This is a genomic window from Kiritimatiella glycovorans (genome assembly GCF_001017655.1).
In the GTDB taxonomy this organism is placed as follows: domain Bacteria; phylum Verrucomicrobiota; class Kiritimatiellia; order Kiritimatiellales; family Kiritimatiellaceae; genus Kiritimatiella; species Kiritimatiella glycovorans.
The window spans coordinates 2244710-2271701 of the sequence record NZ_CP010904.1; the positions used below are offsets into that span (position 1 = coordinate 2244710).

Genomic DNA, 26992 nt, shown 5'->3' on the forward strand with positions numbered 1-26992 from the left:
TCGAAACGGTGGAGTATACCGATGATAAACAAGCATCCTGACGATTTGAACATCACACCGAAGGGAAGGTTCTGATGAGCGGAGCTGTGCAGGGAATACTGGAGCGTCGTGATCCGGGGCGGGTGGTCTACGCCCCGAACTACTGGCAGTGGTATGCGCACCACCGCCATCACGGGACGCTCCCCCCGGAACTGGCGGACACCCGGACCCAGCTCGAGGTCATCCGACACCTCGGACTGGATGTCTTCAGCCGCAATCTCTACTGCGATCAGCGGCGCGGCTGGTTCGGCGGCCTGCTGAACCCGGTCTGGAGCGCACCGGTCACCGCCGCTGAACACGAGGAACAGGACGGCCGCGATCTCGTCCTGGAACAGCACTGGCAGACCCCCGCCGGTCCGCTCCACGAGCGCAGACGTTACGTATGGGAGGAGTCCACCCTCGTGCAGGAGGAATTTCCGATCACGGACTACGAGGAGCAGGCGGAGGCGCTGGAGGCATGGCTCGAGCACCGCACCTTCCGATTCGACCGGGATCGCTGGGAGCGCGAGACGGGGCGGCTCGACGACGGCGACGTGCTCTGCGCGGGCGAGGTCTTTTCGCCGCTGAAGCTGCTGCACCTCCTCATGGGTCCGGAACAGACGACCTTTCTGCTGACGGATCTGCCCGAACGCGCGGAGGCGTGGATGAACACCCATCACCGCCGGCAGATCGACGGCCTGCGGACGATGCTCGAGTCGGGCGTACGCGCGGTCATGGCGATGGACAATCTCGACACGATGTTCCACCCGCCGCATTACGTCGAACGCTGGAGCGCCCCGTTCTACGAAGAGGCCGCGGCGCTCTGCCATCGGTACGATGCAACCTTCTGGATCCACGCCTGCGGAAGCCAGCGCGCCAACCTCGAGCTGATCGCCTCGCTCGGAGTGGACGGCCTCGAGGGCGTGGCCTTCCCGCCGCTGGGCGACGTGACCCTGCCCGAGGCCTTCGAGATGACCGGCGACCGGTTCCTCATCACCGGTGGCATCAGCGCGATCGAATTCGAGTCGCTGCAGACGCGCGAGGCGGTCTTCGAGTACGTGAAACAGCTCTTCAGAAGCCTGACCCCGTACCGCCACCGCTTTATGTTCTCCGCAAGCTGCAACACGCCGATCAATGCGCGCTGGGAACAGATCGTCTGGTTCCGCGACGCGTGGCGCGAGTACGCCTGACACAGAGGAGCACTCCATGAAGTGGAACACGAAGACCGTCATGGCCGCCCTGATCGCCGCCGTCCCCATGTTCGGCCGGGCGGGATTCGCGGCCGAATTGACCGCACGGGCGGATGACGATCCCGTCCGCACCGCGGCGATCGTCATCCCCGACCGCCCCTCGCCCGCCGAGGAGATCGCCGGCGCGTACCTCGAACAGGCCCTGTCCGCGCTGTACCCGGCGACGTCCTTTGCCCTGTCCGGGACATCCGGCGACGCGGACGCCCGCATCTTCGTCGGGACCCCGGACTCGCTGCCTGACGTCCGCGCATGGATCGGACCCGAAGCCCTCGACGGCGAGGAGCACTTCGTGGTCCGGCACGGCGTGCGCGACCGGCGGCCGGCCGGGCTCATCGCCGGAGCGACCGGACGAGCCGCGCTTTTCGGGGTCTACCGCCTCACCGAGGCGCTCGGATGCGGCCACTACCTGAGCGAAACAACCTTCCCCGCCCCCCGCGAATCCTTTTCTTTCGAGGCCTGGGACCTCGAGGACCATCCGCTGGTGCACGACCGGATCGTCTTCAACTGGCATAACTTCCTCTCCGGCTGTTCGGGATGGGACGAAGAGCACTGGCTGAGCTGGATCGAGCAGTCGCAGAAGATGGGCTACAACACGATTATGGTCCACGCCTACGGCAATAACCCCATGTTCACCTACACCTTCCGCGGCATGGAGAAGCCGGCGGGGTACGTCGCCACGACCCGACGGGGACGGGACTGGGGCAATCAGCACGTCAACGACGTCCGCCGCCTCCCCGGCGGGGAGATCTTCGATTCCGCCGAATTCGGAAGCGAGGCTGCCCTCGTCCCCGAAGATCGACGGATCGCGGCCAAGCAGTCCATGATGCAGCGGGCCTTCGCCGACGCCGGGCGACGGGAGATGCGCGTCTGTTTCGCTCTGGATATCGACACCGCATCTGTGCTGCCGCAGGAGATGATCACGGCCCTGGACGAGGATGAGCGCTTCAGCAATGGCGATATCTGGTTGCCGCGGCCGGACACCCCCGGAGGGTATGAATTCTACCTGGCGCAAGTGCGTGCGCTGCTGGAACTTTACCCGCAGATCGACATGCTCTCTCTCTGGCGACGCCCCGGTGCCGCCGAATGGGGAAAACTCCAGGAGGTCGGCCATTTGCCCTCGGCATGGCGGGAAGAATACGAGGCCCATGTGCGGGAGCATTCTCATGTCGCCGAGATGGACATCAAGCGGGTTCTGCCGGCCTTCGCTCTGAGCAAGGTGGCCGCCGCCTTCCAGCGCGCGTTCGTGAAACTCGGACGGGAGGACGTGCGCCTGAGCACGGGCAGTTGGCACACGGACTGGATGCCCTCGGCATTGGAATTCTTTCCTGAGGAATTCACCATGATGCCGATCGACTCGCAGAGTATGAATCGCTATAAAGGCGGCTCGTTCTTCTATCGGGATCGGCCCCGCAAGGTGCTTGAAAGCGCGCGCGGACGGGTGACGCCGATCGTCTGGGCGCATCACGACGACGGGGAATACATCGGTCGGCCGCTCGATCCGCATGAGGATTTGAACGACACCCTTTCCGACCTGGAGGCGGGCGGGTTCGGCATCCTGCACTGGATGAACCGACCGCTGGACCTCTACTTCAAAAACCACGTCCGCCAGGTGTGGGACCGGTCGCGCAACGAGGCCCTGTCGCGTACGTGCCGGATCATGGCGCGTCATTACTTCGGCCCGGAACACGCGCAGACCCTCGGCGACCACCTGCTGCGCTGGGTTGAGGACGGGCCGATTTTCGGCCGGGTCACGAGCAATCACTTTTTCACGGAGGAGCAGTATATCCCCGAACCGGAAGAGAACATCCGCGAGTGCCGGGAGCGCCTTCAGCGGCTTCGGTCCGCCGACACCTCCGGGATGACCGCGCGTCAGCGTGAGCGCCTCGAATACTTCAGGACGCTGGAAGAAGTGATCATCGGATTCTGCCGGGACCAGGAACTCGCCTACAGCCCGGCCCGCGAGGCGATCGAGCGCGGCGAGTACGAACGGGCCCGCGCCCTCCTGAATACGGCGGACCCGGTCGGCACCATTGAACAGTACGCGGAGCTGTCTCAGATCGGTCGCCCGGATCGCGGCGAGGAGGCGATGGTCGTCTCGCTGGGTACGCGCTGGCTCACGGACTTTATCGCCGCGTCCCAGGCCGCCGGCCTCGGGGCGGTTCGAATCCACTACGGCCCTACCCGCCACGAGCCGCTCAGCATGGGCGCGGGACGCTACACCTATCATATCGATCGGAGCCGCCGGTACTGGTCGGTCCTCGGCGAACGGGAGACCGGCCTGCCGGCTGTGACGGTACCGGACGTCGTCGCACAGCCCGCTCCGAACGGCGGGACCGCGCCGGAGGAGGCCTTTCTGCGCCGAGGGGTCCGGATCGACCGGCCCGCGACCCTGACCGTCGCACCGATGGTCGACTTCTTCCGGGATCTCGCCCCCGGCGCATATCGAGTGTGCGTCTGGCTCAGTCCCGCCGACAAAACGGCCTCGTGCTGCCTCCGGGTCACCTCCGGCCCCTCCGACCCGGACGTGGTGCGGATCGAACCCGTTCGGGCGCGGTTCCTGCGGATCGAATGCCGCGGGTACGGGACCGGCGACTGGAACAGCATCCATAAACTGGAGGCCGACGCCCTCGATCGCGAAGATACCGCGGCCGTCACGGCCAGCGACTCCATCGACGGTTATCCCCCGGAGGCGGTGCTCGACGACGACGACGAGACCCGCTGGGCCACGCGGGGCGATCACTGGATCCAGGTTCCCCTGGATCCCGGCAAACCCCTCGAAACCGTGAAGATTGCCTGGTACAAGGGCGAGTCGCGTTCCTACCGCTACACCTTGAAGGTGTCCGATGACGGCGAGGACTGGCAGGAAGTCTCACGGTTGTCCGGCGGGGAAACGGACGTCAGGCGCGAGATTACTCTGGGCCACTCAACAGGGGGAGCGACCCGCGTATCGGCCTGCGAGATCCCGATCCGCCTCAAACGCCCGGCCTCGATCCGGCTGCAGGTCGAGCCCCGCGACGGCGCCGTCGTGCTGCACACGCTGACCTGCACGCCCGAAGGCGAATAGTGCGAGGGAATGGGCGGGAGGGTTCTGCAGAGGCGCCGGTTTTGCGGCGGTTTCGGAAAAACGGCCCTACCCTGCACGCTTTCATCCGCCCTAGGCGTCCCCGGTAGGGCGCAATCTCCGAGCGCGCCGCCATCCGGACAGCCTTCTGCCGGACAGCCGGATCTCTACCATACCCCTTCGTCAGCGGGATCGAAATCGGGGTTCGGTTCCGGGATGCGCGCGCCGGTGCGACGTCGCCAGTCGCGCAACAGCGCGGCCAGTTCCGCGCACAGCTCGGGCTGCGACGGCGCGAGGTTTTGTCTTTCGGAGAGGTCCTCACGCAGGTTGTACAGCTCCAGCGATCCGTCCTCGAAGTTCTCGATCAGCTTGTAGTCGCCGCGGCGCACCACGCTGTGCGGCCGCGCCCGCAAAGGCAGGTAGCCGGGGAAGTGCCAGAAAAGGGGGCGCTCCGGAAACCGCTCCGGACGGCTTTCCAGCAGCGGCCGCAGGCTCCGCCCGTCCAGTCTTCCGGGGATCCCGCATCCCGCCAGTTCAAGAAAGGTCGGATAGAGATCCGTGAGCGCGACCGGTGTACGGCACACCGCCCCCGCCTCAATACTTCCCGGGCAACGCGCGATGAACGGCACGCGGATGCCGCCCTCGTAGAACTGTCCCTTCTGTCCCCGCAACGGAGCATTGCTTGTGATCCGGCCGTTGACGGTCCACGGTTTCCCGTACACCCCGGTCGCTCCGCCGTTGTCCGACGTGAAGATCACCAGGGTGTTCTCCGCCAGACCGTGTTCCTCGAGCGCGTCGAGGACCCGGCCGACCGCGCGGTCGAGCAGTTCGACCATCGCCGCATAGGTGGGGTTGTCGTGCGTCTCCGAAGCCGGAATCCGCTCATAGTTCGCCACCCGCTCCGCCGGCGCCTTGAGCGGGCTGTGCGGAAGGATCGAAGCCAGGTAGAGGAAGAACGGCCGGTTGCGGTGATCGCCGATAAACCGGGCCGCACGACCGGACAGCACTTCGGACATCAGCTCGCCGGAGTGGGCCGGGCCGTCTTCCGTCACGACGGAGGCGTGCAGGTGGTCGAACGACCGTGCGACGACGGCCTCATCGAATCCCTTTCGCCGGATGTATTCGACGTCTTCCGCGGCGATGCGATGCATGTGGGGGACGTGTCCGCGGCGGAAGAGGGCGTGGACCTTTCCGAAGAGCGCGGTTGCGTAACCCGCCCTCCGCAGCGGCTGCGGCAGCAGGATCGCGTCCTCCGGAACGGCCTCGGGGTTCGCGCAGGCGAGCAGCTTACGCTCGCCGTACTCGAGAAACTGCTCGTGGCCGTCAAACCGCTCCGGCGGACCGACCGTGTACACGCCGTGGCGCGGGACGTACCGGCCGGTCAGGAGACAGGCGCGGGTCGGGGCGCAGTTGGCCGCGTTCGCGTAGGCGTCGGTAAACCGCATTCCCTGCGCCGCGAGACGGTCGATGTTCGGCGTCCGATGATAGGTGTTGCCATAGCATCCCGTGTCCGCCCACCCCAGGTCATCCGCCAGAATCAGGACGATGTTCGGGGGACGTTTCTCTGCCGCGTTCGTACGGAGAACACCGAGCGCGCCCGCCCCGAACGCCATGTGCAGGAAATCACTTCGCTTCACCTCATCCCTCCGCAACTCACCCGCTGATCGTATCGATTCGTTTCCGGGATTCAACGGGAAAGGCTATCGTTTGCACTTTCTCGAAAACCGGAAACTGTGAGATTATGTCTTTTAAACATGAGGACACTTCAACCCAGATGGTTCTGGATCTTTGCGGTCTTCACGTGCGCAGCACTTCTTGCGCGCGGCGAAGGGGCACTGCTGCTCGAATACAACTTCAGCGACGATCCCACGCCGTCGAAGATGGACGCGGAGTATATCGATCCCGATCTCGCAGCCACAGACATCACCGAATACGGCGACCCGGACGCCAGCGGGACCTCGCCGGAGCTGGCCAATTTCGCGGGCTATTCGCTGAACATCAAGCGCAACGCGCTCGATACGCATCCTATGAATTCCAGCGATTACCTGACGTTCACGGTCCGCACGGCCGACACGAACCGGCTGATAGATCCCGATCACGCCGAGCTGCGGTTCAACCAGTTCAGTGACGACTTCTCGTTCGTGATCTACGTCGATGCCGGCGAAGGTTTCCGGGAGGCGGCCACTCTGGGCGGAGCGAGCAACAGCTCTCTGCGGGACACGATCCGGGATCTCGACCTGGATGCGGTACCGGCCTCCACCTCGCTGGTCTTCCGGATCGAGTGCGCCCATGCCGCACCCGGTTCCGCCCTCAACACCACCCTTCAGTTCGCTCACGTCAAGCTGTACGGCGAACTCAGGAATGCGGGGCAGCGGGATTCCGCGCGGCGTTTCCCCCGACTGACGAGACTCGCCGATGCGTCGGACCGGCTCGCCCTCCGGTGGCCCGGCGTGCAGGGATCCGTGTACAGGGTCGAGTCCACGACCCACCTCGTCGGAGGCACCTGGGGCCCCGAAGCCACGAACCTTGTCGGCGCGGGGGGATTCTGCGCGGTCACAAACACAGCGGAGGGCAATCGACGTTTCTACCGCGTCCGAAAGACGGCAGCCCATGCCCCGGCTTATGCGTACCACGACATCCGCGACTACGGGGCGGTTCTCAACGACGGGCTCGACGACTCGGACGCGGTTCAGGCCGCGATCGATGCCGCCGCCGCCAGCCGCTGGAACGGGACGGTCTATTTTCCGCCCGGTGTCACGACGATCACCCGGCCGCTGGAGATGCGGATCTTCGTCAGCCTGCTCGGCGCCGGCACGCCCGGCGAAGCGGGAGGCTCTGTCCTGCGTGCCGCGCCGTCGGCCGAACTCACCTCCATGCTTTGGGGCCGCGACCCGGCGGTGCGGTTCCTGAGCATTGAGCATCTCACCTTCGACGGCGCCGGGCTGGAGATCCCGTGGATCATCGACTTCGAGGACGCCATCAATCTGCGTATCGCCAATGTACGCATCGAGAACGTCCGCGGCGGCGGGATCCGCCAGCTCCGCTCGGACGGCGATCCCTGCTGGGTGAATTTCTATGAGAACATCGAGATCGAAATCCGGGATCATTCCGGGACCGGTTTTATTCACGGCGACAGCGACAGCCACCTGGCGGATCTCAGGATCAGCGGCGCGGACGTCGGCATCCTCGAGATCGACGGCGGAGCGAATCTCTATCGCAACTGCGTGGTCTCGAACTGCATGACCGGAATGGTCCTTGCCGACGGCGCCGACTGGCGACACGCAAATTCAGTCTGTGACAGCATTTTCCGGGACAACGTCGACTACGGCCTTGCGGTAACCAACGCCGCTCCGGCACACATCGTAATCAACGGGAACGTCTTCCGGGACAACGGCGAACGCGATATCTTTCTGCAGGACGCTTCCTGCCTGGCGATCCGGGGCAACGAGTTCCAATCGGCCCTGCCCCGCGACGCGATTTTCATGGAGCCGGGCACGGTGGACTCGGTCGCCCTCACCGGCAACCGCTTCGCACGCTCCTCGCAATCGCTCGAAGGCGCGAAAAGCGTCCGGACTGAGAACGTCTTCGGTCTCACCGGAAGTGAATTCGAAGGCATTGAGCGACTTGAAATCGGTCCGCCGCCGATCGTGCCGGGAGACGTCCCGTGCGATATCAACGTGAAGGACGCACCCTACCTCGCCGCCGGGAACAAGAGCGATGACGACACCGCCGCGCTGCAGGCGGCGCTGGACACCGCGCCGGACGGGTCGATCGTCTATATCCCGCCCGGGCGCTACATGATCACCGAACCGCTTGAAATCAGGTCCTCCATCACCCTGCTCGGAGAGTACGCTGCCACATACATCGTGGCCGACGCCCCCATGGACTGCATAATCCGCGGCGCCCCGGAGTCCGGCTTTCTGGAGGATGTCCTGATCAGCTCGCTGACCCTTTCGGGCAACAATACCAACGTGGCCGCGGCCGTCCGGCTGGATGGACTGCGGCGCAGCACGCTGGATCGCGTCGACGTACGTTACCTGCCCGGACACGGCATCGTGGTTCCGGAGGGCTGCGACGGGAATCTGATCCGTTCCTGCAATATCCACAGCGCCGACACGCAGCTCGTCGTTGAGGGCGCGGGCACCACGATCGCCTCGGTCTACGCCGGCGGCGGGATGTACTACGACGAGCTGGAAGGTTCCTTCTGCGGGGTGCGGCTCACGGGTGATGCGCGATTCACGCGGATCTACACCTCGCACATCGACCACACCCGCAGGCCGGGCAATATCGCGGCGCTGCACTTCACTCATCCGACCGCCTTCGACCAGAGCGCCATCATCCGCAACAGCTACTTCGACCTTCACGACCGGGGACTGTTTTTCGATTACGACGAGCCTGCGACGGCCAACATCCTTTTTAAAGGCAACATATTCCGCGCGGTGAACGACTACAACTACCTGAACGGGAACGCAGACGGCGTGTACCTGTACGGCAGCGTGTTTCTCGATAATCACTCCGACGCGTACATCCGGCACGAGTCCGGCGAGCTGGATTATATCGAAGTCATCGGGAACGTCTTCCGCGAACCGCGGTCGTACAGCCTCCCCGGCTCGCATTCAATCGACGCGGCAAACACGACGCAGGAATAGCTTTCCCGCCCCTGCCTTCACGTTTTTACCCGCCCCGGGCGTCCCCGGTACGGCGCGATCTCTCCGCCTTCGGCGCTCCGAGTACGCGTACGCGTACGAGTACGAAAACGGCGGACGGTCTTCTGCTGTCCAGCAGAACCGCCGACAAAAAAACCCCGCGGAGCCTCAGCTTCCGCGGGGTTGAATCCGATTCGCTACTGCCGGTCAACTCGCTCTGCGGCGCAGAATCGCGAGTCCGGCGCAGGACATGATCAGCAGGCCGATCGTGGCCGGTTCAGGGATGACGGTCGTTTCGTCGCTGATGCTGTCGTAACTGTACGTCAAACCGCTTCCGGCATTGTCGACGAACAGACCGTCGTCGATCCATCCCTGCACGGCGTTGGTGGCATCGCCGCCGAACACGATCTTCGATCCCAGTTCATCGAAGAAAATGCCTTCCGTCGCGGTAGGTCCGGAATAGAAGTTCAGGGCATTGCTCGAAGTAAAATACAGCTCCCCGCCGAGCAGATTGACCTTGGCCTCTCCGCTGACGACGCCGAAATCCCACTGGCCCAGCGATCCCGTGCCCGCCAGACTGTTGGAATAAACATTCACATGTACCGTCGCGTCAATTGCTTCAGGGGTCCCGAGATTGTCGGTGCCCATGAAAAACTTTCCGCGATACTCCCCTCCGTTCATCACATTGAGGGTGAATCCGTTGTTGGTATTGGCCGCCGATGCGGCATAGAACGGATAATTCCCCAGGCCGCCTCCCTGCCAAGACGATCCGGATCCCGTGATCGTCAGCGTAGCCGAAGAATTTTTCAGCCCGTTGAGCGTCACCGCCCGTGTCTGCCCTAAGGCGGCATTAACCACCGCGCCGTTGGTCACGATGATCGTGGTATCGCGCCAGTCCTGAACGCCGGCGGGCGCGAAATTCGACGAGATCAGCATGTCCGAGTTGCGGATATTGATCCCGCCCGGAGCCGCGTTGGTAGGGTCGGCGGCGATTACATACGCCCCGCCCTCAATCACCGCGTTGCTCTGCAGCGGCAACGTGTCGTTCTCCCAGTTCAGCGGGTTGTTCCAGCGATTATCACCGGCGTCGTTGTCCCAGTGATTCTCCGCAGCCTGAACCGTCAGCGCAGCCGCCGCCAGAACAAGCATCATAATACTCAGTCTCTTCATGCCTCCTCCTCTGTTTAATGCACTCGATTGCCTTGTAAGACTACACCCACGCGGCCGTCAAGTTTTTTTGTTCAGGAATATCAAGGAACACGATGGCGGCAGCGCCGCGATCCCGTTCGCCGCAGATCCGCGCAGCGGAAAAAGTTCGTAGTAGGCCCGCAGGTCCGCGCAGCGGAGCGAGGGCCGTTATCTTAACCCGTCTTTCCCCGTTCGGCGGCCCAAACGTCTTTTTTCGGGGGTGTGACCTCCGTTTCGTCCTTTGTTTTCAAGGGGTCACGTTCCAAAAGGGGCTGTGGGGCAGACCTTGCCGGTTGACGACTTGATTTTCTGTGAAAAAATCGGGTTGTGTATTTGAAGTGCCACAGGCGACGCAAAGACGGCAAAGAGCACCGCTACTGGAGCATCGTTGAAAGTGTGCGGACCCGGCGCGGCGTCATGAAGCGTCCGCTGCTCTATCTGGGCGAACTCAACGACAGCCAGAAGGCTCAATGGTGCTCGGCACTCGACGTGCTGGATGAATCGACCGATTCGGTTCGACAGATAAGCCTGTTCCCGGAAGACCGCACGCCGCCGCCGGAGGTGTCCCATCCCGTTCGGATCCGGCTTTCCCGGCTGAGCTTGCATCATCCGCGTCAGTGGGGCGGATGCTGGCTGGCCATGGAGTTGTGGAACGAGCTGGATCTGGACCGTTTCTGGAGCCCCCGTCTTCCCGCGAGCCGCAAGGGCACCGGCTGGCTCCACGTGCTCAAAACGCTGGTGACCTATCGTCTGCTCGATCCGGGCAGCGAGTGGCGGCTGCACCGCGACTGGTTTAAGGCCAGTGCCATGGCGGACCTGCTCGGCGAAGATGAGTCCATCGCGGCCAAAAACACGCTCTACCGCTGTCTCGATAAACTCGGTGAACACAAAGCCGATCTGTTTTCGTTTCTAAAGACACAGTGGCGCCTGTTGTTCGACGCTTCCTACGAGGTGCTGCTTTATGACCTGACCAGCACCTATTTTGAATGCGACGTGCCCGAACGCGAAGGGCTGCGCAAGTTCGGCTACAGTCGGGACAAGCGATCCGACTGCGTGCAGGTGGTCATTGCGCTGATCGTCACGCCCGAGGGCTTTCCGGTCGCCTACGAGGTGATGCCCGGGAACACCTCGGATAAAACGACCCTGCCGGACTTCCTGCGCAGGATCGAGGCGCAGTACGGGAAGATGAACCGGCTCTGGATCATGGACCGGGGCATCCCGACCGAGGACGCGCTCGAACAGATGCGAGCAGAAGGCGCGAGCTATCTGGTGGGCACGCCGCGCGGGCGGCTCAGCAAGCTCGAGGACCAGCTCTTCGGTCAACCGTGGAGGCAGGTGCAGGAGCAGATCGAGGTCAAGCTGGCCCGCGACGGGGAGGATCTTTACGTCCTCACCCGCAGCGGAAGTCGCTGCGATAAAGAGCGCTCCATGCGACAGCGCAAACTCAAGAAGCTCTGGAAGCGCCTGCATCAACTGGGGGGCATGAAAAACCTCAAGCGCGACGAACTTTTGCTGAAACTGGGTGCCGCCAAACAGGAAGCGGGCAAAGCCTGGGGTCTGGTGGACCTCCGCCTTCCCCAACCCCGCGAGGCCGTTACGCCGGAGAGCTTTCACTTCCGGCTGAACCGCAAAAAACTGCGTAAAGCCCGTCGAGGTGAAGGCACCTACCTGTTGCGCACCAATCTGGCGGCCGAACAGCCCGAAGAGCTGTGGAAGCAATACATGGTCCTGAACGAGGTCGAGCAGGCCTTCAAGGAGCTGAAGAATGATCTGGATATCCGCCCGGTGTATCACCAGAAGGATGAGCGGATCGAAGCGCACATCTTCGTGTCATTTTTGAGCTACGCTCTGCAAGTCACGCTGAAACAGCGGGCCAAAGCCAGGGCCCCGGGCTTGACCCCCCGCGCCATCCTGGAAAAGTTCAAAGCCGTGCAGATGATCGATGTGCACCTGCCCACGACCGACGGGCGCACCCTGATCCTGCCGCGCTACACGCAACCGGAGAAAGACCTTCAGCTTCTGCTGCACCAGCTCAACCTGACGCTTCCGGAACAACCACCCCCTCGGCTTGAAGAGCTGAAGAAAAAATGTGGGGCAGACCTTTGAACTGAAATCGAAGAAAAAAGGCGTTTTCGCCGCCGAACAGGGAAAGACGGGTTAAACGCGCCTGGCCCTGCTTCGCAGGCCTGCGGGCCTACTACGAACGATATCACGCGCCTTGGCCCTTCGGGCCTTACGGCGCTACTACGAACTCTTCCTCACGCTATACAAAAAAAGCGGCAGACCGTCGCCGGTCTGCCGCTTCCGTGCGATCCATCTTCGCGCGAACCCTTACCGCAGACGCCGCCGCACGATCATCAGACCGCCCATCGCCGCGCCGAGCAGGCCGATGGTCGCCGGTTCGGGAATGACGGTCGTGAGGTCGCTGTCCGCATCGTAGCTGACCTGCAGATCGCCGACGGTCGACGAGAGCGCGCCGTCGCTGATCCAGCCGTTGACCTCGGTCACCCGGTTGCTATCAAGCGTGATCTTCGAATCCGGCGCCGTGAAGATGATCCCGTCGTCGCCGTTGATGGTCAGGTTGGAATAATCGTACCCATCCAGCCCCGCCAGCCGGTTATTGAAATTCAGCGTACCGCCGTTGAGGTAGATCGCCGTTTCGTTATCGGTACCCGACTTCATGATTATGTCGAAATAAACATCGAATAATCCGCCGGTGTTCACGGAAACCACATGGCTGTAGGTGCTGTAATCCGATCCCATTCCGCTCCCTTTGAACAAAAAGTCACCGTTTACATCGATATTCACAAACACCTGTTTTCCCCAGAAACTGTTGCCCGGGTTGATCCAGTCCCCGTTCACGGTGATATCCACGGTCTTACCCGCGGCACCGGCGGGTTCGAGCCGGTTTCCGCCTGCGTCGAACGTACCGTCGACGATAAGCGAACCTTCATAGAATTTGGTTACGTTATTCTCGTTTATTGTGAACGTCGACCCGGACGTTATCCGCAGCGAGCTATCGTCCGTGAGTTTGAATCCGCCGACACTGAAATTGCCGTCGGCGGTGGTAATGCTGGTCTCGTTCGTCAACCGGTAGTTGTCATCGGTCGCAAACGAGGTGCCCGCCGGCGTCCAGTTTCCCGCGTCGCCGAAATTCGTTGACGTTCCGCCCTGCCACAGATAATCCGTCGCCTGCGCGGTCATCGCCAGACCCGCCACGCCGATCAGCACGGCCATCACTCTCATCGCCTTCATCGTTCCTCCTTCCGTTTAATTCGCACCCTCGACTTTATGCAAACTGCCATCGTTTGCACTCGATATACTAACATCTATATTTGAGGGGGTGCAAGTTTTTTTTCGGGAATATTTGATCGAGAGTTGCAGACCGACGTACAATTCCTGCGGGGAACGGGATTTCACCAGAGAGCGGTTGAACTCAGCGGCGGCACTCCGTCCGCTGAAGGGACTGGTTCGAACCTGTTTTTTTCTCGCCAGGCCGCCAGGGTCGCCAGGGATTGTCTTCATTCGGGGAACACGATTTCTTTCCGCGCAGCGGAAAAAGCTCGTAGTAGGCCCGCAGGTCCGCGCAGCGGGGCCAGGGCCGTTATCTCAACCCGTACCGAATGCGAGCGATTGCATTTAACATTGTCCGCGTGCTGCGCAGCCCGCATGATGACGGGAATGAGGGGTCAGAAAACATGGGTCGATGCGGGCCGAATGGGGCTTCTCGCGGGGGCGCTGATCGCCCTGCTCTTTTCGACGCCTCCGGCCCGCGCGACTGAGACCAACACCTGGCTGGGCGGCGACGGAACATGGAGCGATCCGGCGCCGTGGAGCCTGGGTGTCCCGTCGGCCACCCAGCATGTGGAAATCGCCGCGGGCGTAACCGTCACCTGCGCACAGCCCGCCAACCACGCAGGCTCCGTCCGCCTCCGCGGCGGTGCGTCCCTGCACATCGACTCGGACACACTCGACCTCTCCCCCGGCACCGGCGTCCGGAACCTCTTCGTCGGCGAGGGAACTTCAACCCTTTACATCGCCCACGGAGCTACGCTGGACAGCCAGGGTCTGGACCTCGATCCGGGCGTCGATCTCACGGCACGCATCGAGGGGCTGTGGGACGCATTCGGCGGAAGTCCGATCATCAGCACCGGAACCCTGCGCATGATCATCGGCGCCGACGGCATCTTCCGTTCACGCAACTACACCTCCCGCTGGGGCGATTTCCCCCACTCCTCCCACCTTCACACGGAAACCGATATCTTCGGTCAATTCATCTCCCGGATCGGTGCCATCGGTCATCCCGATGCCGATCATCAGTCGATCACCTTCAATCTCTACCGCGGCGGTACGATGGATACCTGGGACCGCGGATTGACCCTCCGCGAATCTTCAACCAGCGAGATCACGCTCAACCTCTACGGCGGACAGCTCCGGGTGCGGGGCGACACGGGAGTCGAGTTCAACGCCGAAGACGGCACGCCCGCCGGGGGGATCCTCTTTCACTCCACCGACGCGGAGATGCAGATCGACGGCGGCGATTTCACTGCCGCGGTCACGGACGCGATAACCGCCGGCGCGCTGCGCGCGGGCCCCGCACTCGACGATTACAAGCCGGAGGCCTCTTTTGACGGAACCCGCACCCGTGTCTACGCCGTGCGCGATTCCGACGTCGACGGCGACGGTCTTCCCGACCGCATGGAAACGGGCACGGGAACCTACCGCGGTCCTTCAGATCCGGGCACCGATGCCGACCGCGCCGACTCCGACGGCGACGGGGTCGATGACTACGCCGAGATCCACCACTTCCTGACCGACCCCGCTGATCCCGACGACCATCCGGCGGATACGGGGGCCGCCTCGCCGGACCGGCGCGTCCTCGAGATCCCCCTCGAGGCATACGTCGTCGCTTCGACCGAATCGACGGAATCGCTCAAATCCGATTCCGCGGCACAGGACTGGCCGGAGGCGGGCGAACTTTATGCACGCGAGACCTTTAATTTCCGCAAGGCGGACTACGACACCTTTCATGAAATGGCCGCCGACTACCCCGATTTCCCCTTTTCGCAGGAAGAGGCCTGTTACGGCGACAAGCGCGCGCGCCTCTTCCTCCGCTTCGACCTCTCCGCGCTTTCCACCGGCGACCTCGCGCACATCGAATCGGCCTGCCTCCGCCTGCACCAGCGGGGTCGGCGCCACGACCTCACCCGCTACCACGTCGAAGACATCGAGATCGCCGCGGCCGGGATACGGATCGCGCGCGTCGAGGCCCCGTGGGCCGACAGTCCCGGCCAATACCCCGTCTTCACCCAGGAGCGGACGACGTGGCAGACCATCGGCGGGTATTATGAGTTCGGCTGGGGACTCGATTCCGCGGGATTCTACTCGGGCGATACAGGCGCACACTGGGTCATGGACGACCGGATCGAGATGACCGGATGGGTTGCGGACTGGATCCGCCGTCCGGCAGAGAATCACGGGCTCGTCGTCGGGGTAGAGGACGGCCGCTACGCCGGCGTCTCGTGTTCCATCGCGGACGACCCGGCCACCCCGGAAAATGAAGCGCCCGCGCTGATCGTGACCTTTGAGACGCAGGAGGACGCCGGATCGCCGGAGCTGGCTCTCCGCCGCACGCGTGATCCGTCCACCGGCGAGCGCCGGACCACGGTATCGCTGTGCACTGAGTGCCGCCTGAACACGCATGAAGCGATCCTCTACTACTCGAACCATCTTCGCCGCTGGACGCCGATCGACTACGACAGTCACAGCGCGTGCTTTCCCTGGTGGACCTCCGATCGCGTCCCGGACTTCAGGGCCTCCACGGAAGAGCTTCCCGGAGGCAGAAGACATACCTCGTGGCGGCTTCCGGGTTCGATGAACCCGGGATTCTTCCGGGTTCAATCGAGACCGATCGCTGAGTCGGCCGATGGCGAGGTAACCGGCGCATTGCCGGTCGGGGCTCTGCACAGCCCCTACGCCTCCGAACGGGTGGTCGACCTCCAGATCAAACGCGGCTCGCATATCCGCGAACTTCCGAAAGGCATCCCGGATGCCGAAGTGGATCTTCCCTACCTGCACCGCCGCGCGGATCACGGACCTGAGTTTCTTTTCAAGGACCACCTCTACTTCGTGCGTTCTCTCGGCGGATACGGGGGGCAGTACGAGCTTAATAGCGGAGAGCTGCATACCAACGACATCGCCTACCTGCAGGACGGCGCATTTTACTTTGATCCCGAAGAGGTGAAAGAGCGGTTCGACATCTGGTTCCCGGTCCGCGACGAGTTGGGCGTCGACCAGCCCGACGTACAGGACTTCCTGCGCTACACGATCGTGATCGATACCATCCCGTGGGATTTCTCGTCGCTGCCGACCCCGAACGCATCGTTTGGCAACCGCGGTGCGCCCGAGGACATGGACGCCTGGTACCTATTCGTCCACTGGCTGTGCCAGACCCTGCTTGACCGTTACGAGCCGGAATTCGTGCGCGGACTGCGGTTCAGGATCGGCAGTGAAGCGCGCTACACGCTGTCGGAAGGCGACGAAGCCGCAGGACGCAACCGGGAGCAGAGTTACCTGCGCTACTACGACACCACGGCCGCCGCGATCCGCGATGTGCTTCCCGAAGCCCGGATCGGACCCTTCAACCAGATGGCCGCGGCCGAGCTGTTTACGCGCTATCCGACCGCAGGGGCGCCCGACGAGCTGGGCACGATCTGGAGCGTGGCCGAACACTGCGCGGGGCGGGGACGTTTTCCGCAGAACTTCGCCTGGCTCGAAGGTCGGGCGGGCGCCGAAGCGCGCCGGGCGCCGTACGATTTTGCCGGGGGATCGTGGTACAAGGAGAATTCCTCGGTCGCCGAACTGGAACGCGACTTCCGGTCACTCCGAAACAAGCTGATGGATATCGACGCCGACCGTTACCGCGATATCACGCTGGAGATGATGGAGAGCGACTTCCGCTCGCTCTACCGCGAGGCGGACAGCTGGGAGACCGGGGCGTACGGAGCGGCGTACCGATTCCGTTCCGCCCTCCGCGGCCTGCGTCACGGCATCTGCGGCGAGTGGGGCGCGCCGGAGTTCGAGGAGATCGGTGCCGTGAACGAATACGGCGACACCCCGTCTCATACCGTGCTCGGGAGCGCCCTCACCGGACACGGCTTTGTGCGCATCGTGATGACGCACATGGAGGACGGATATGGCTACATCCTTCCCGTAGAACGCACCGGTACGGCGGGCGGGGTCGAGGCCCTGATGGCGTACTTCCCCGCGGAGGACCGGCTGCTGATCGGGGTCGCCGCCTCCGAGTTCGATGAAAAGCCGCCCGCGCCCGATACCGGCTGGGCGATTCCCGAAGAGCACCTGCGCCGGGAATCCGTCTCCATACGGATTCCCGCTCTCCTGATCGAAGACCCCGCGGGCACCGTATCGATCCGGTCCACGGCGCTGACCTCGAACACCGCGGTCTACCGCTATCTGCGTCATAAGCTCGCCTCCTGGGGACTGCTGAGCGATTCGATGACGGAGACGCCGCAGGCCGTCGGGGGCTGGTACCAGATGATGGGCGGCAAGGGACGCGCCACCCGCCGCGAGGATGAGGAAGTCAATGCGCGGATCAACGAGGCCTATGATCACGTAGACGCCACGCTGATCGAAACCGTCCACACTATGAACCGTGATCTGCTGATGCTGGAGGACGACACGAACAGCGCGTTCATCCGCGACGGCGCCAGTTACCGGCTGAACGTCACCGTCGAATTCCCCGGCATGCATGTGTTCGAGATCGACTGGGCGCGTTAAGAAAGAAGGTTCGTAGTAGCGCTATACAAAAAAAGCGGCAGACCGTCGCCGGTCTGCCGCTTCCGTGCGATCCATCTTCGCGCGAACCCTTACCGCAGACGCCGCCGCACGATCATCAGACCGCCCATCGCCGCGCCGAGCAGGCCGATGGTCGCCGGTTCGGGAATGACGGTCGTGAGGTCGCTGTCCGCATCGTAGCTGACCTGCAGATCGCCGACGGTCGACGAGAGCGCGCCGTCGCTGATCCAGCCGTTGACCTCGGTCACCCGGTTGCTATCAAGCGTGATCTTCGAATCCGGCGCCGTGAAGATGATCCCGTCGTCGCCGTTGATGGTCAGGTTGGAATAATCGTACCCATCCAGCCCCGCCAGCCGGTTATTGAAATTCAGCGTACCGCCGTTGAGGTAGATCGCCGTTTCGTTATCGGTACCCGACTTCATGATTATGTCGAAATAAACATCGAATAATCCGCCGGTGTTCACGGAAACCACATGGCTGTAGGTGCTGTAATCCGATCCCATTCCGCTCCCTTTGAACAAAAAGTCACCGTTTACATCGATATTCACAAACACCTGTTTTCCCCAGAAACTGTTGCCCGGGTTGATCCAGTCCCCGTTCACGGTGATATCCACGGTCTTACCCGCGGCACCGATGGGTTCGAGCCGGTTTCCGCCTGCGTCGAACGTACCGTCGACGATAAGCGAACCTTCATAGAATTTGGTTACGTTATTCTCGTTTATTGTGAACGTCGACCCGGACGTTATCCGCAGCGAGCTATCGTCCGTGAGTTCGAATCCGCCGACACTGAAATTGCCGTCGGCGGTGGTAATACTGGTCTGGTTCGTCAACCGATAATTATCATCGGTGGCGAACGAGGTGCCCGCCGGTGTCCAGTTTCCCGCGTCGCCGAAATTCGTCGACGTTCCGCCCTGCCACAGATAATTCGTCGCCTGCGCGGTCATCGCCAGACCCGCCACGCCGATCAGCACGGCCATCACTCTCATCGCCTTCATCGTCCTCTCCTTCGGTTAGCCCGTCTTTCCCCGTTCGGCGGCCCAAACGTCTTTTTTCGGGGGTGTGACCTCCGTTTCGTCCTTTGTTTTCAAGGGGTCACGTTCCAAAAGGGGCTGTGGGGCAGACCTTGCCGGTTGACGACTTGATTTTCTGTGAAAAAATCGGGTTGTGTATTTGAAGTGCCACAGGCGACGCAAAGACGGCAAAGAGCACCGCTACTGGAGCATCGTTGAAAGTGTGCGGACCCGGCGCGGCGTCATGAAGCGTCCGCTGCTCTATCTGGGCGAACTCAACGACAGCCAGAAGGCTCAATGGTGCTCGGCACTCGACGTGCTGGATGAATCGACCGATTCGGTTCGACAGATAAGCCTGTTCCCGGAAGACCGCACGCCGCCGCCGGAGGTGTCCCATCCCGTTCGGATCCGGCTTTCCCGGCTGAGCTTGCATCATCCGCGTCAGTGGGGCGGATGCTGGCTGGCCATGGAGTTGTGGAACGAGCTGGATCTGGACCGTTTCTGGAGCCCCCGTCTTCCCGCGAGCCGCAAGGGCACCGGCTGGCTCCACGTGCTCAAAACGCTGGTGACCTATCGTCTGCTCGATCCGGGCAGCGAGTGGCGGCTGCACCGCGACTGGTTTAAGGCCAGTGCCATGGCGGACCTGCTCGGCGAAGATGAGTCCATCGCGGCCAAAAACACGCTCTACCGCTGTCTCGATAAACTCGGTGAACACAAAGCCGATCTGTTTTCGTTTCTAAAGACACAGTGGCGCCTGTTGTTCGACGCTTCCTACGAGGTGCTGCTTTATGACCTGACCAGCACCTATTTTGAATGCGACGTGCCCGAACGCGAAGGGCTGCGCAAGTTCGGCTACAGTCGGGACAAGCGATCCGACTGCGTGCAGGTGGTCATTGCGCTGATCGTCACGCCCGAGGGCTTTCCGGTCGCCTACGAGGTGATGCCCGGGAACACCTCGGATAAAACGACCCTGCCGGACTTCCTGCGCAGGATCGAGGCGCAGTACGGGAAGATGAACCGGCTCTGGATCATGGACCGGGGCATCCCGACCGAGGACGCGCTCGAACAGATGCGAGCAGAAGGCGCGAGCTATCTGGTGGGCACGCCGCGCGGGCGGCTCAGCAAGCTCGAGGACCAGCTCTTCGGTCAACCGTGGAGGCAGGTGCAGGAGCAGATCGAGGTCAAGCTGGCCCGCGACGGGGAGGATCTTTACGTCCTCACCCGCAGCGGAAGTCGCTGCGATAAAGAGCGCTCCATGCGACAGCGCAAACTCAAGAAGCTCTGGAAGCGCCTGCATCAACTGGGGGGCATGAAAAACCTCAAGCGCGACGAACTTTTGCTGAAACTGGGTGCCGCCAAACAGGAAGCGGGCAAAGCCTGGGGTCTGGTGGACCTCCGCCTTCCCCAACCCCGCGAGGCCGTTACGCCGGAGAGCTTTCACTTCCGGCTGAACCGCAAAAAACTGCGTAAAGCCCGTCGAGGTGAAGGCACCTACCTGTTGCGCACCAATCTGGCGGCCGAACAGCCCGAAGAGCTGTGGAAGCAATACATGGTCCTGAACGAGGTCGAGCAGGCCTTCAAGGAGCTGAAGAATGATCTGGATATCCGCCCGGTGTATCACCAGAAGGATGAGCGGATCGAAGCGCACATCTTCGTGTCATTTTTGAGCTACGCTCTGCAAGTCACGCTGAAACAGCGGGCCAAAGCCAGGGCCCCGGGCTTGACCCCCCGCGCCATCCTGGAAAAGTTCAAAGCCGTGCAGATGATCGATGTGCACCTGCCCACGACCGACGGGCGCACCCTGATCCTGCCGCGCTACACGCAACCGGAGAAAGACCTTCAGCTTCTGCTGCACCAGCTCAACCTGACGCTTCCGGAACAACCACCCCCTCGGCTTGAAGAGCTGAAGAAAAAATGTGGGGCAGACCTTTGAACTGAAATCGAAGAAAAAAGGCGTTTTCGCCGCCGAACAGGGAAAGACGGGTTAGGCTCTTTACGGCTCTTCATGCAAACCGCCATCGTTTGCATATGATGCACTTACATCTATATTTGACCGGGTGCAAGTTTTTTTCGGGAATATGTGATCGAGACTTACAGGCCGACGTAAAATCCCTGTGGGGATCGGGATTTCACCAGAGAGCGGTTGAACCCAGCGGCGGCACTCCATCCGCTGAAGGGATTGGTCGAACCTGTTTTTCTCTCGCCAAGCCGCCAAGGCCGCCAGGGAATGTCTTCCTTCGAGGGAGCACGATGTCTTTGCCTGTGCTCTTCTCATTCATCTTTGCGGTTCCGGCGCCTTGGCGAGAGTCACTTCTTGTGTTTTCGACGACGGATTACATCGATGACGCGGATGGGATCTCGAAATCCGAATCGAAGTCGAAATCGAGGTTCAGAGAGAACATAATTCGTGCTCTTACTCGAGTTCCCTGAACAGGGGGAGTGGGATCGCGCCTTCGGCGCTCCGAGTACGAGTACGCGTGCGAGTAAGAGTACGAATTATGTTCACCCCTTCATGCTCTTCATGGCCTTCATGGTGAATCCCATGCTCTCCCCACGCGGGGGGCGTCGTTCCACAAACCCTCGAGGTCGTAGTATTCGCGCATGTCGCGGCTGAACAGGTGCACCAGCACGTCCTGGTAATCCACGACCACCCACCCGCTCTCCGGCTGGCCGGCGGAGCGGATGCCGCCGCCGGCACGGCGTTTGAGGGCGGTCACGATTTCATCCTGAAGGGCCTTCAGATGCGGAACGCCGGTGCCGCTGGCGATGATGAAATAATCCAGGACATCGGAGAGGCCGCGCAGGTCGAGAACGGTGACGTGTTCGGCCTTTTTATCCTCCAGAATCGCGCAAATCTCGCCGACGTAACCGGGGTGCGTCTGCTGCGTGTCTCCGCTCATGAATCTGCTCTCCCTCGCTCATACAGATGATGTTCCGCGACGTAATCCGCCACGACCGGCGGCACGAGGAATCGAATCGACTGTCCCTCCGCCGCGCGGGTCCGCACCTCGGTCGACGAGATGCCGATCCGGTGCGATTCGAACACCCCGCGCATAACCCGCCGCTTCCATGGCTCTTCGAGCTGTACTTCGCCGCATTCGGCCTCCGCACGGCGGGCGATGATCAGGGTGCATCGCTCAAGCAGATCGCGGACCGCTTTCCACTTATGCAGCTCGGGAAGGCTGTCTCCGCCCACCAGGAAGAAAAGCTGGGCCTCCGGATATTGATCCCGCATTGCCGTCAGGGTGTCGATGCTGTAGGAGACGCCGGCGCGGTTGATCTCCACATCCGACACTTCAAAAGCGGGGTGTCCGTCGACAGCGAGGCGAACCATGTCCAGACGCCGTCGGGGTCCGGGTTCGTCCCCGATCGATTTATGAGGCGGGGCATGCGCCGGGATAAAGATCATCCGGTCCAGCTCGAAGCGTTCCAGGGCATCCTGGGCGATGATGAGGTGTCCGAGGTGGGGAGGATTGAAGGTGCCGCCGAAGAGTCCGATTCGCTGGACATGTGTGCCTGTCATAAAGGGGGCGTCCCTGGTTTGAGCCGCCTCAGAAAATGCTGCGCCAGACCCTGATCACGTCGCCGGCCTCGATCATGGGATCGCGCCCCGGATTCTTCTCGAGTTTCTTCGCATTGTAGAAATAGGTCTCGCCACCTCGGGTAATCTGGATTTTCCGTTCGTTGGCGTACTCGGTATAGCCGCCTGCGGCCGCAATGGCCTGGAGCAGCGTGGTGCCTTTGGTGATCTGGTACTGTCCCGGACTTTTCACTTCGCCACGCACATAATAGCTCTTGGCGTACATCATGACGTGGACGGTGACATCGCGGTAGATATCGTTGTCGATATACGCCCGCTCGATCTCGTCTTCAAGTTCCGCCGTACTCTTCCCGGCGGCCTCGATGGAATCGAGATACATCAGGTTGATTCGGCCGGACTCATCGATGGTCTCTTCGATCACGCGTTCGCCTTCCGGAATGCCCCTGAGCACGACATTGATGGGATCCAGCGGCTTGAGCCGGTAGGTTCCCACGTCACGTGAACTCTCGTCCCCGGACGACTGCGTATAGGTCAGACATCCCGCCGCCGCCAGCAATACGAGCAACCACAATCCTGCGCCAACCCAACTTTTCATCGAGCCACCTCTCAACCCTCAGCCGTTTCTGTTTCCTGCGGCGCCGATTCGCCGGAACGATAGTAGTAATAATTATAGTAATACGAGTGATAGTAGTAGTAGTAATCGTCCCGCATCACATTGATGTTGTTGAGCACCACACCCGAGACGCGGGCATTGCTCGATTCAAGAAGCTGCTTGGCGCGCATCGCCATATCCCGCGGATATTTCCGGTACTGGCAGACCATGATCACACGGTCCACGGCTGAAGCCAGGATCGAGGCGTCGCTGATCCCGATCACCGGGGGACTGTCCAGAAAGATGACGTCGAATTTGCTGCGGAGGTTGTGAATCAGTTCCTTCATCCGCTGCGATTCGAGCAGGCCCAGGGAGGTGCGCGGCAGCCGCCCGCTCGGCAGGAAGTGGAGGTTCGGCACGCTCGTCGGCTTGATCGTCTCCTCGACCGGCACGTCGCGCAGGAGCACGTTAGTCAGCCCGAACCGGTTGTCCGTATCCAGGATACGGTGCTGAACCGGGCGGCGGAGGTCCGAGTCGATCAGGAGAACCTTTTCTCCCCGCTGTGCGCAGATATAGGCGAGGTTGAAGATGGTCGTCGACTTCCCTTCGCCCGCTCCCCCGCTCGTGCACAGGAACGTGCCCTTCGTCTGGCCTTCGTTGGTAAAGGTAAGGTTCGTGCGCAGCACGCGGTAGGCCTCCGCGTGTTCGCTGTCCGGCCCCTCCTCGATCATCGGCCGCACCTTCTGCGGGACCAGCCCCAGCACCGGGAGGCTGAGATAGCGCTCGACATCGTCCGCTGTCTTGATCGAGGTGTCCAGATATTCAATGAAGTAGGCGAGGCCCACGCCGGCGCCGAGCCCGAGGAAGACGCTCATGAGCACATTGAGAAACAGGTTGGGGCTCACCGGCGATGAGCCGGGTTCCGCGGGTTCAATAACTTCGACGGCGGTGCGCGGGATTTCAAGGGTAATCCCCTCCTGCGTCACCCGGGCCTTCAACGCATCCAGGATCGAGCGCTGGATCTCAAGATTTCGACGGGCCTTATTGAAGGGAAGCAGGCTCTCGCGCTGCGTCTGTCGCTCCTCTTCCCTGATTCCGGCCAGCTCCTTTTCGAGCGCCTCATAATTCGCCCGGGCAACCTCGTAATCGGCCTTCAGCCCCTTGATCAGACCATCCAGCGCCTCTTCCAGCTTGCCCATCAGTTCCTCACGGGCCGCACGCAGACGCTTCACTTCCGGGTGGTTCTGCCCGTAATTCTCCGACATCAGGCTCAGCGAGACATCGGTATCCAGAATCTGTTTCCGCAGGTCGCTGAGATTGGGATCCTTGACGACATATTCCGAGGCGTTGAGAAGTTCGGGGCCTTCGAGCGCCTGCATCTGCTCGAAACGCGCCTTGCGCACCAGCATTTCCACCCGCGCCTGGATGCGGTCGCCTTCGAGCTGCTGCAGGCGCATCTTATCGACGCTCACGCCGCTCTGCTCATTGCCCACAAATGTTACATCGAGTTCCTGACGGATGCGCTCCATTTCCTGTTCCGCCTCATCCACCTTCGTCTGCTGTTTCTGAAGCTGTGTCCGAAGTTCCTCGATAGCGTTACGCATTTCCTTGCGCTTCACATCCCGGCGCATATCCCGGTAGACCTCGGCCACTTGATTGGCTATGCGCGCGGCCTCCTCGGGTTTTTCCCGCTCTGCGATGATGGAAATAAGCGAGGTGTCGGGCGCAGCCGACAGATTGATACTTCGGCGGAGAATATTGAGTGCGACATCCTCGGGAATTTTACGGTCTTCGTTGCCCCAGACCTTGCGAAGATTCAGTCTTTCAATCACCTCGTACAGAACGGGGCGCGAAGATATGATTCGCTGCTGTGTCCTGAGAAAGTAGGGGTTGTAAAGCGAGCGGCCGCCTTCGTTGCGAAAGACGTCGACATCCGTGCCCTCGTTGTTAACTTTAATCGTCGCCGTGGAGCGATAGATCCTCGGGAGCGTAAATGTGTATGCGGTGCCGACCAGCACCACCAGAAGCGCGACGGCCAGGATGATTTCCTTACGGGCGCGGATGACGCGCCAGTAATCGAGGAAGTGAAGACCGCCGTCAGAGTCCTTCTGCTGCTGATTCGGGTTGGGTTGATCCATGATTGTTTACCCCCGTAATAGAGACGGTGAGGCCTTTTGAGCCTCACCCGCCTGCCTGAGTCTCCCCGGATTAGTGCGCCGGGGCACCCTGTGTGTTCAGAATTTCATGCGCCATCCGAACTCGACCTGGTTACGGTCCCAGTCATCCCGGGTGGCTATATCGGACTGCAGGTCCGTAAACCGATATCCGACGTCGAACGAATGCATCCGGTTGAGGTCGTAAGTCAGACGTGAACGCACCTGAGAGTAATAGGTCTGGCCGTCCACCCCGATCGGAATCCCTGTACCGGGAATGAGAAACTCGGATTCGTACTCGTCGATATAGTAGGATCCGGTCAGATCAAAGGTCAGCTTGCCGGTCAGCTCGTGCTTCACGCCGAGCGCATAGTCCTGCCGGAGCGAGCTGGCGTAGGTAAATTCGGTGGACTCCTCGTTGAACGAATACCCCGCCCCGGCGTGAACCGTGGTACGCGGCGAGAACTGGTAATACACTTTGGCGCGTGCATAAGGCGCGAGATAGTCGTCGCCCCGCACATTGTTCTCGAATTCGGTCTGGGAAGCCCCGAGATAGCCCTCCATCGTAAGGTCCGGGTTGAACACGTGGCTCATACCGAGCGTCATCAGCATGGTGTCGGTGCCGGCATTGCGGTTGGCCCCCACGTATTCGGCCCGCTGGAAGCTCGCGTTCACGAAGCCCACGGTCTTGTTCGGAACGATCTGGCGCGACAGCGAGCCGCCGATCCGGTACTTGTCCATGTCGTGACGGTCGGAAAGCAAATCCTCGTCGTAGCGGAGTATTTCATTGCCCACGCTCAGGTTGAGACGAGAGTTGTAGTGCAGGGCGTGATCGGCGCTCAGGTTCACCTTATTCCGATAGTAGGTGCTCTCCGTATTCCGACCGGAAACGACCCGCTCCGGCTGCTCCTTGTACTGGAAGGTATCCGAAAGACGCAGCATCGTGCGCGGCGAGATCGAATGGTTGACCTGGCCGGAGAACTCGTGGAAGAGCTGCTGGTCGTCGTCTTTCTCGGGCGAGTACCGGTACGTGGGTCGGTAGTGGAGATAAAAGTCTGTACGGTCCGTACCCATTCTCGTCGAAAGCGTGAAGCTCTCGTTGAAACTCCAGCCATCGTCCTTGTCGTCATCCGTGTAGAGATTGTCGTCCCACCGGACATACATCCGGTTGCTGAGATCCCAGAAAGCGGACCCCGCGGTGAAGAGTTCGGTAATGTACCCGGGAAGCTGCCATTCCGTCTTGCCGCCCGCTTTCGGTTTCGAGGTCTTGCGTTTCTTGCGGGACGCCTTGCCTTCCTCTTCTTCGGAGTCCTCAGCAGCCGCAGCCATCCTGAAGTCGCCGTTCATGAGCCGACCGACCTCCGCGACGACCTGCCGCCCGGTCTCCTCGAATTTCGTGCCTTCGGTAACCACGTCGATGCCGAGCGCCGTCGCCTTGAAATTTTCGGGGCCGCCGCCTTTCAGTACTCCGGCCGAAACCCACTTGACCGTGCGTTCATCGCCGGTCTGCATGGATTGCTCGACGAGTTCCGCCGCCAGTTCCATGACGGCCTCCTCGCTGACGTCGCCTTCGACACGCGACTTAACGATCGCGGCCGCTTCATGGCCGGCCTTGCGCGCGTCGTCGCTCTGGATCGCGCTCTTGAACTGCCCCATAGACTCGGCGGCCTGCAGGTGGGAGACGGTCGCGAACAGCAGACCTGCCGTAAGCATGATTG

At 61.8% G+C, this 26992-nt stretch carries 15 protein-coding genes; 6 read left to right on the forward strand and 9 right to left on the reverse strand.

Translation table 11 applies throughout. The features are described 5' to 3' along the window. Positions 1 to 74: 74 nt before the first annotated feature. On the forward strand, positions 75 to 1208 hold the full coding sequence (locus L21SP4_RS09445) for a uroporphyrinogen decarboxylase family protein (RefSeq protein WP_052882425.1): 1134 nt from the start codon (positions 75 to 77) through the stop codon (positions 1206 to 1208). A 16-nt stretch (positions 1209 to 1224) separates the two neighbouring features. Beyond that, complete coding sequence (locus L21SP4_RS09450; RefSeq protein WP_052882426.1) at positions 1225 to 4332, forward strand: discoidin domain-containing protein; 3108 nt, start codon at positions 1225 to 1227, stop codon at positions 4330 to 4332. 164 nt (positions 4333 to 4496) lie between these two features. Here the strand turns inward: L21SP4_RS09450 and L21SP4_RS09455 are convergent, their stop codons facing one another. Continuing rightward, complete coding sequence (locus tag L21SP4_RS09455) at positions 4497 to 5966, reverse strand: sulfatase (RefSeq protein ID WP_144413817.1); 1470 nt, start codon at positions 5964 to 5966, stop codon at positions 4497 to 4499. A 117-nt stretch (positions 5967 to 6083) separates the two neighbouring features. Here L21SP4_RS09455 and L21SP4_RS09460 point away from each other — a divergent pair, with 117 nt between their 5' ends. After that, the gene (locus tag L21SP4_RS09460) at positions 6084 to 8978 is read left to right on the forward strand and encodes a glycosyl hydrolase family 28-related protein (RefSeq protein ID WP_052882428.1); all 2895 of its coding nucleotides are present in this window, start codon (positions 6084 to 6086) and stop codon (positions 8976 to 8978) included. Between the two features lie 204 nt (positions 8979 to 9182). Here L21SP4_RS09460 and L21SP4_RS09465 read toward each other — a convergent pair whose 3' ends face one another. Further along, complete coding sequence (locus L21SP4_RS09465) at positions 9183 to 10145, reverse strand: PEP-CTERM sorting domain-containing protein (RefSeq protein ID WP_052882429.1); 963 nt, start codon at positions 10143 to 10145, stop codon at positions 9183 to 9185. Positions 10146 to 10490: 345 nt separating this feature from the next. Here L21SP4_RS09465 and L21SP4_RS09470 point away from each other — a divergent pair, with 345 nt between their 5' ends. Then, the gene (locus L21SP4_RS09470; protein WP_052881116.1) at positions 10491 to 12269 is read left to right on the forward strand and encodes an IS1634 family transposase; all 1779 of its coding nucleotides are present in this window, start codon (positions 10491 to 10493) and stop codon (positions 12267 to 12269) included. 225 nt (positions 12270 to 12494) lie between these two features. On the opposite strand, the gene L21SP4_RS09475 is transcribed toward L21SP4_RS09470, so the two are convergent. Continuing rightward, positions 12495 to 13418 (reverse strand): PEP-CTERM sorting domain-containing protein, encoded by a 924-nt coding sequence (locus L21SP4_RS09475; RefSeq protein WP_052882430.1) that lies wholly within the window; start codon positions 13416 to 13418, stop codon positions 12495 to 12497. Positions 13419 to 13844: 426 nt separating this feature from the next. Between L21SP4_RS09475 and L21SP4_RS09480 the strand changes: the two genes are divergently transcribed. Next, positions 13845 to 17960 carry a hypothetical protein gene (locus L21SP4_RS09480; protein ID WP_160300784.1) on the forward strand — a complete coding sequence of 1372 codons (4116 nt, stop codon included), beginning with the start codon at positions 13845 to 13847 and terminating at the stop codon, positions 17958 to 17960. Positions 17961 to 18049: 89 nt separating this feature from the next. On the opposite strand, the gene L21SP4_RS09485 is transcribed toward L21SP4_RS09480, so the two are convergent. Then, positions 18050 to 18973 (reverse strand): PEP-CTERM sorting domain-containing protein, encoded by a 924-nt coding sequence (locus L21SP4_RS09485; protein ID WP_052882432.1) that lies wholly within the window; start codon positions 18971 to 18973, stop codon positions 18050 to 18052. A 169-nt stretch (positions 18974 to 19142) separates the two neighbouring features. On the opposite strand from L21SP4_RS09485, the gene L21SP4_RS09490 reads away from it, so the two are divergent. Continuing rightward, positions 19143 to 20921 (forward strand): IS1634 family transposase, encoded by a 1779-nt coding sequence (locus L21SP4_RS09490; RefSeq protein ID WP_052881116.1) that lies wholly within the window; start codon positions 19143 to 19145, stop codon positions 20919 to 20921. Positions 20922 to 21516: 595 nt separating this feature from the next. Here L21SP4_RS09490 and rsfS read toward each other — a convergent pair. From rsfS to L21SP4_RS09515, 5 genes are all read right to left on the reverse strand, one after another. Further along, entirely contained in the window at positions 21517 to 21888 is a 372-nt protein-coding gene (gene rsfS, locus L21SP4_RS09495; protein ID WP_052882433.1) for a ribosome silencing factor, read from the reverse strand. Next, complete coding sequence (nadD, locus tag L21SP4_RS09500) at positions 21885 to 22511, reverse strand: nicotinate-nucleotide adenylyltransferase (protein WP_052882434.1); 627 nt, start codon at positions 22509 to 22511, stop codon at positions 21885 to 21887. The genes rsfS and nadD overlap by 4 nt, the downstream gene beginning before the upstream one ends. A gap of 28 nt (positions 22512 to 22539) precedes the next feature. Then, a complete protein-coding gene (locus L21SP4_RS09505; protein WP_082116671.1) occupies positions 22540 to 23124 on the reverse strand; it encodes a polysaccharide biosynthesis/export family protein in 585 nt (194 codons plus the stop codon). An 11-nt stretch (positions 23125 to 23135) separates the two neighbouring features. Beyond that, positions 23136 to 25259: a GumC family protein gene (locus tag L21SP4_RS09510; RefSeq protein WP_052882436.1), complete on the reverse strand. Its 2124-nt coding sequence runs from the start codon at positions 25257 to 25259 to the stop codon at positions 23136 to 23138. Between the two features lie 96 nt (positions 25260 to 25355). Continuing rightward, complete coding sequence (locus L21SP4_RS09515) at positions 25356 to 26987, reverse strand: outer membrane beta-barrel protein (RefSeq protein WP_160300786.1); 1632 nt, start codon at positions 26985 to 26987, stop codon at positions 25356 to 25358. Positions 26988 to 26992: the final 5 nt, after the last annotated feature.

What these genes read in the sequence shown, in the direction of transcription:
- L21SP4_RS09445 (WP_052882425.1), top strand. Translation starts at nt 75, where the DNA reads ATGAGCGGAGCTGTGCAGGGAATACTGGAGCGTCGTGATCCGGGGCGG.
- L21SP4_RS09450 (WP_052882426.1), top strand. Translation starts at nt 1,225, where the DNA reads ATGAAGTGGAACACGAAGACCGTCATGGCCGCCCTGATCGCCGCCGTC.
- L21SP4_RS09460 (WP_052882428.1), top strand. Translation starts at nt 6,084, where the DNA reads ATGAGGACACTTCAACCCAGATGGTTCTGGATCTTTGCGGTCTTCACG.
- L21SP4_RS09465 (WP_052882429.1), bottom strand. Translation starts at nt 10,145, where the DNA reads ATGAAGAGACTGAGTATTATGATGCTTGTTCTGGCGGCGGCTGCGCTG.
- L21SP4_RS09475 (WP_052882430.1), bottom strand. Translation starts at nt 13,418, where the DNA reads ATGAAGGCGATGAGAGTGATGGCCGTGCTGATCGGCGTGGCGGGTCTG.
- L21SP4_RS09480 (WP_160300784.1), top strand. Translation starts at nt 13,845, where the DNA reads ATGAGGGGTCAGAAAACATGGGTCGATGCGGGCCGAATGGGGCTTCTC.
- L21SP4_RS09485 (WP_052882432.1), bottom strand. Translation starts at nt 18,973, where the DNA reads ATGAAGGCGATGAGAGTGATGGCCGTGCTGATCGGCGTGGCGGGTCTG.
- rsfS (WP_052882433.1), bottom strand. Translation starts at nt 21,888, where the DNA reads ATGAGCGGAGACACGCAGCAGACGCACCCCGGTTACGTCGGCGAGATT.
- nadD (WP_052882434.1), bottom strand. Translation starts at nt 22,511, where the DNA reads ATGACAGGCACACATGTCCAGCGAATCGGACTCTTCGGCGGCACCTTC.
- L21SP4_RS09505 (WP_082116671.1), bottom strand. Translation starts at nt 23,124, where the DNA reads ATGAAAAGTTGGGTTGGCGCAGGATTGTGGTTGCTCGTATTGCTGGCG.
- L21SP4_RS09510 (WP_052882436.1), bottom strand. Translation starts at nt 25,259, where the DNA reads ATGGATCAACCCAACCCGAATCAGCAGCAGAAGGACTCTGACGGCGGT.
- L21SP4_RS09515 (WP_160300786.1), bottom strand. Translation starts at nt 26,987, where the DNA reads ATGCTTACGGCAGGTCTGCTGTTCGCGACCGTCTCCCACCTGCAGGCC.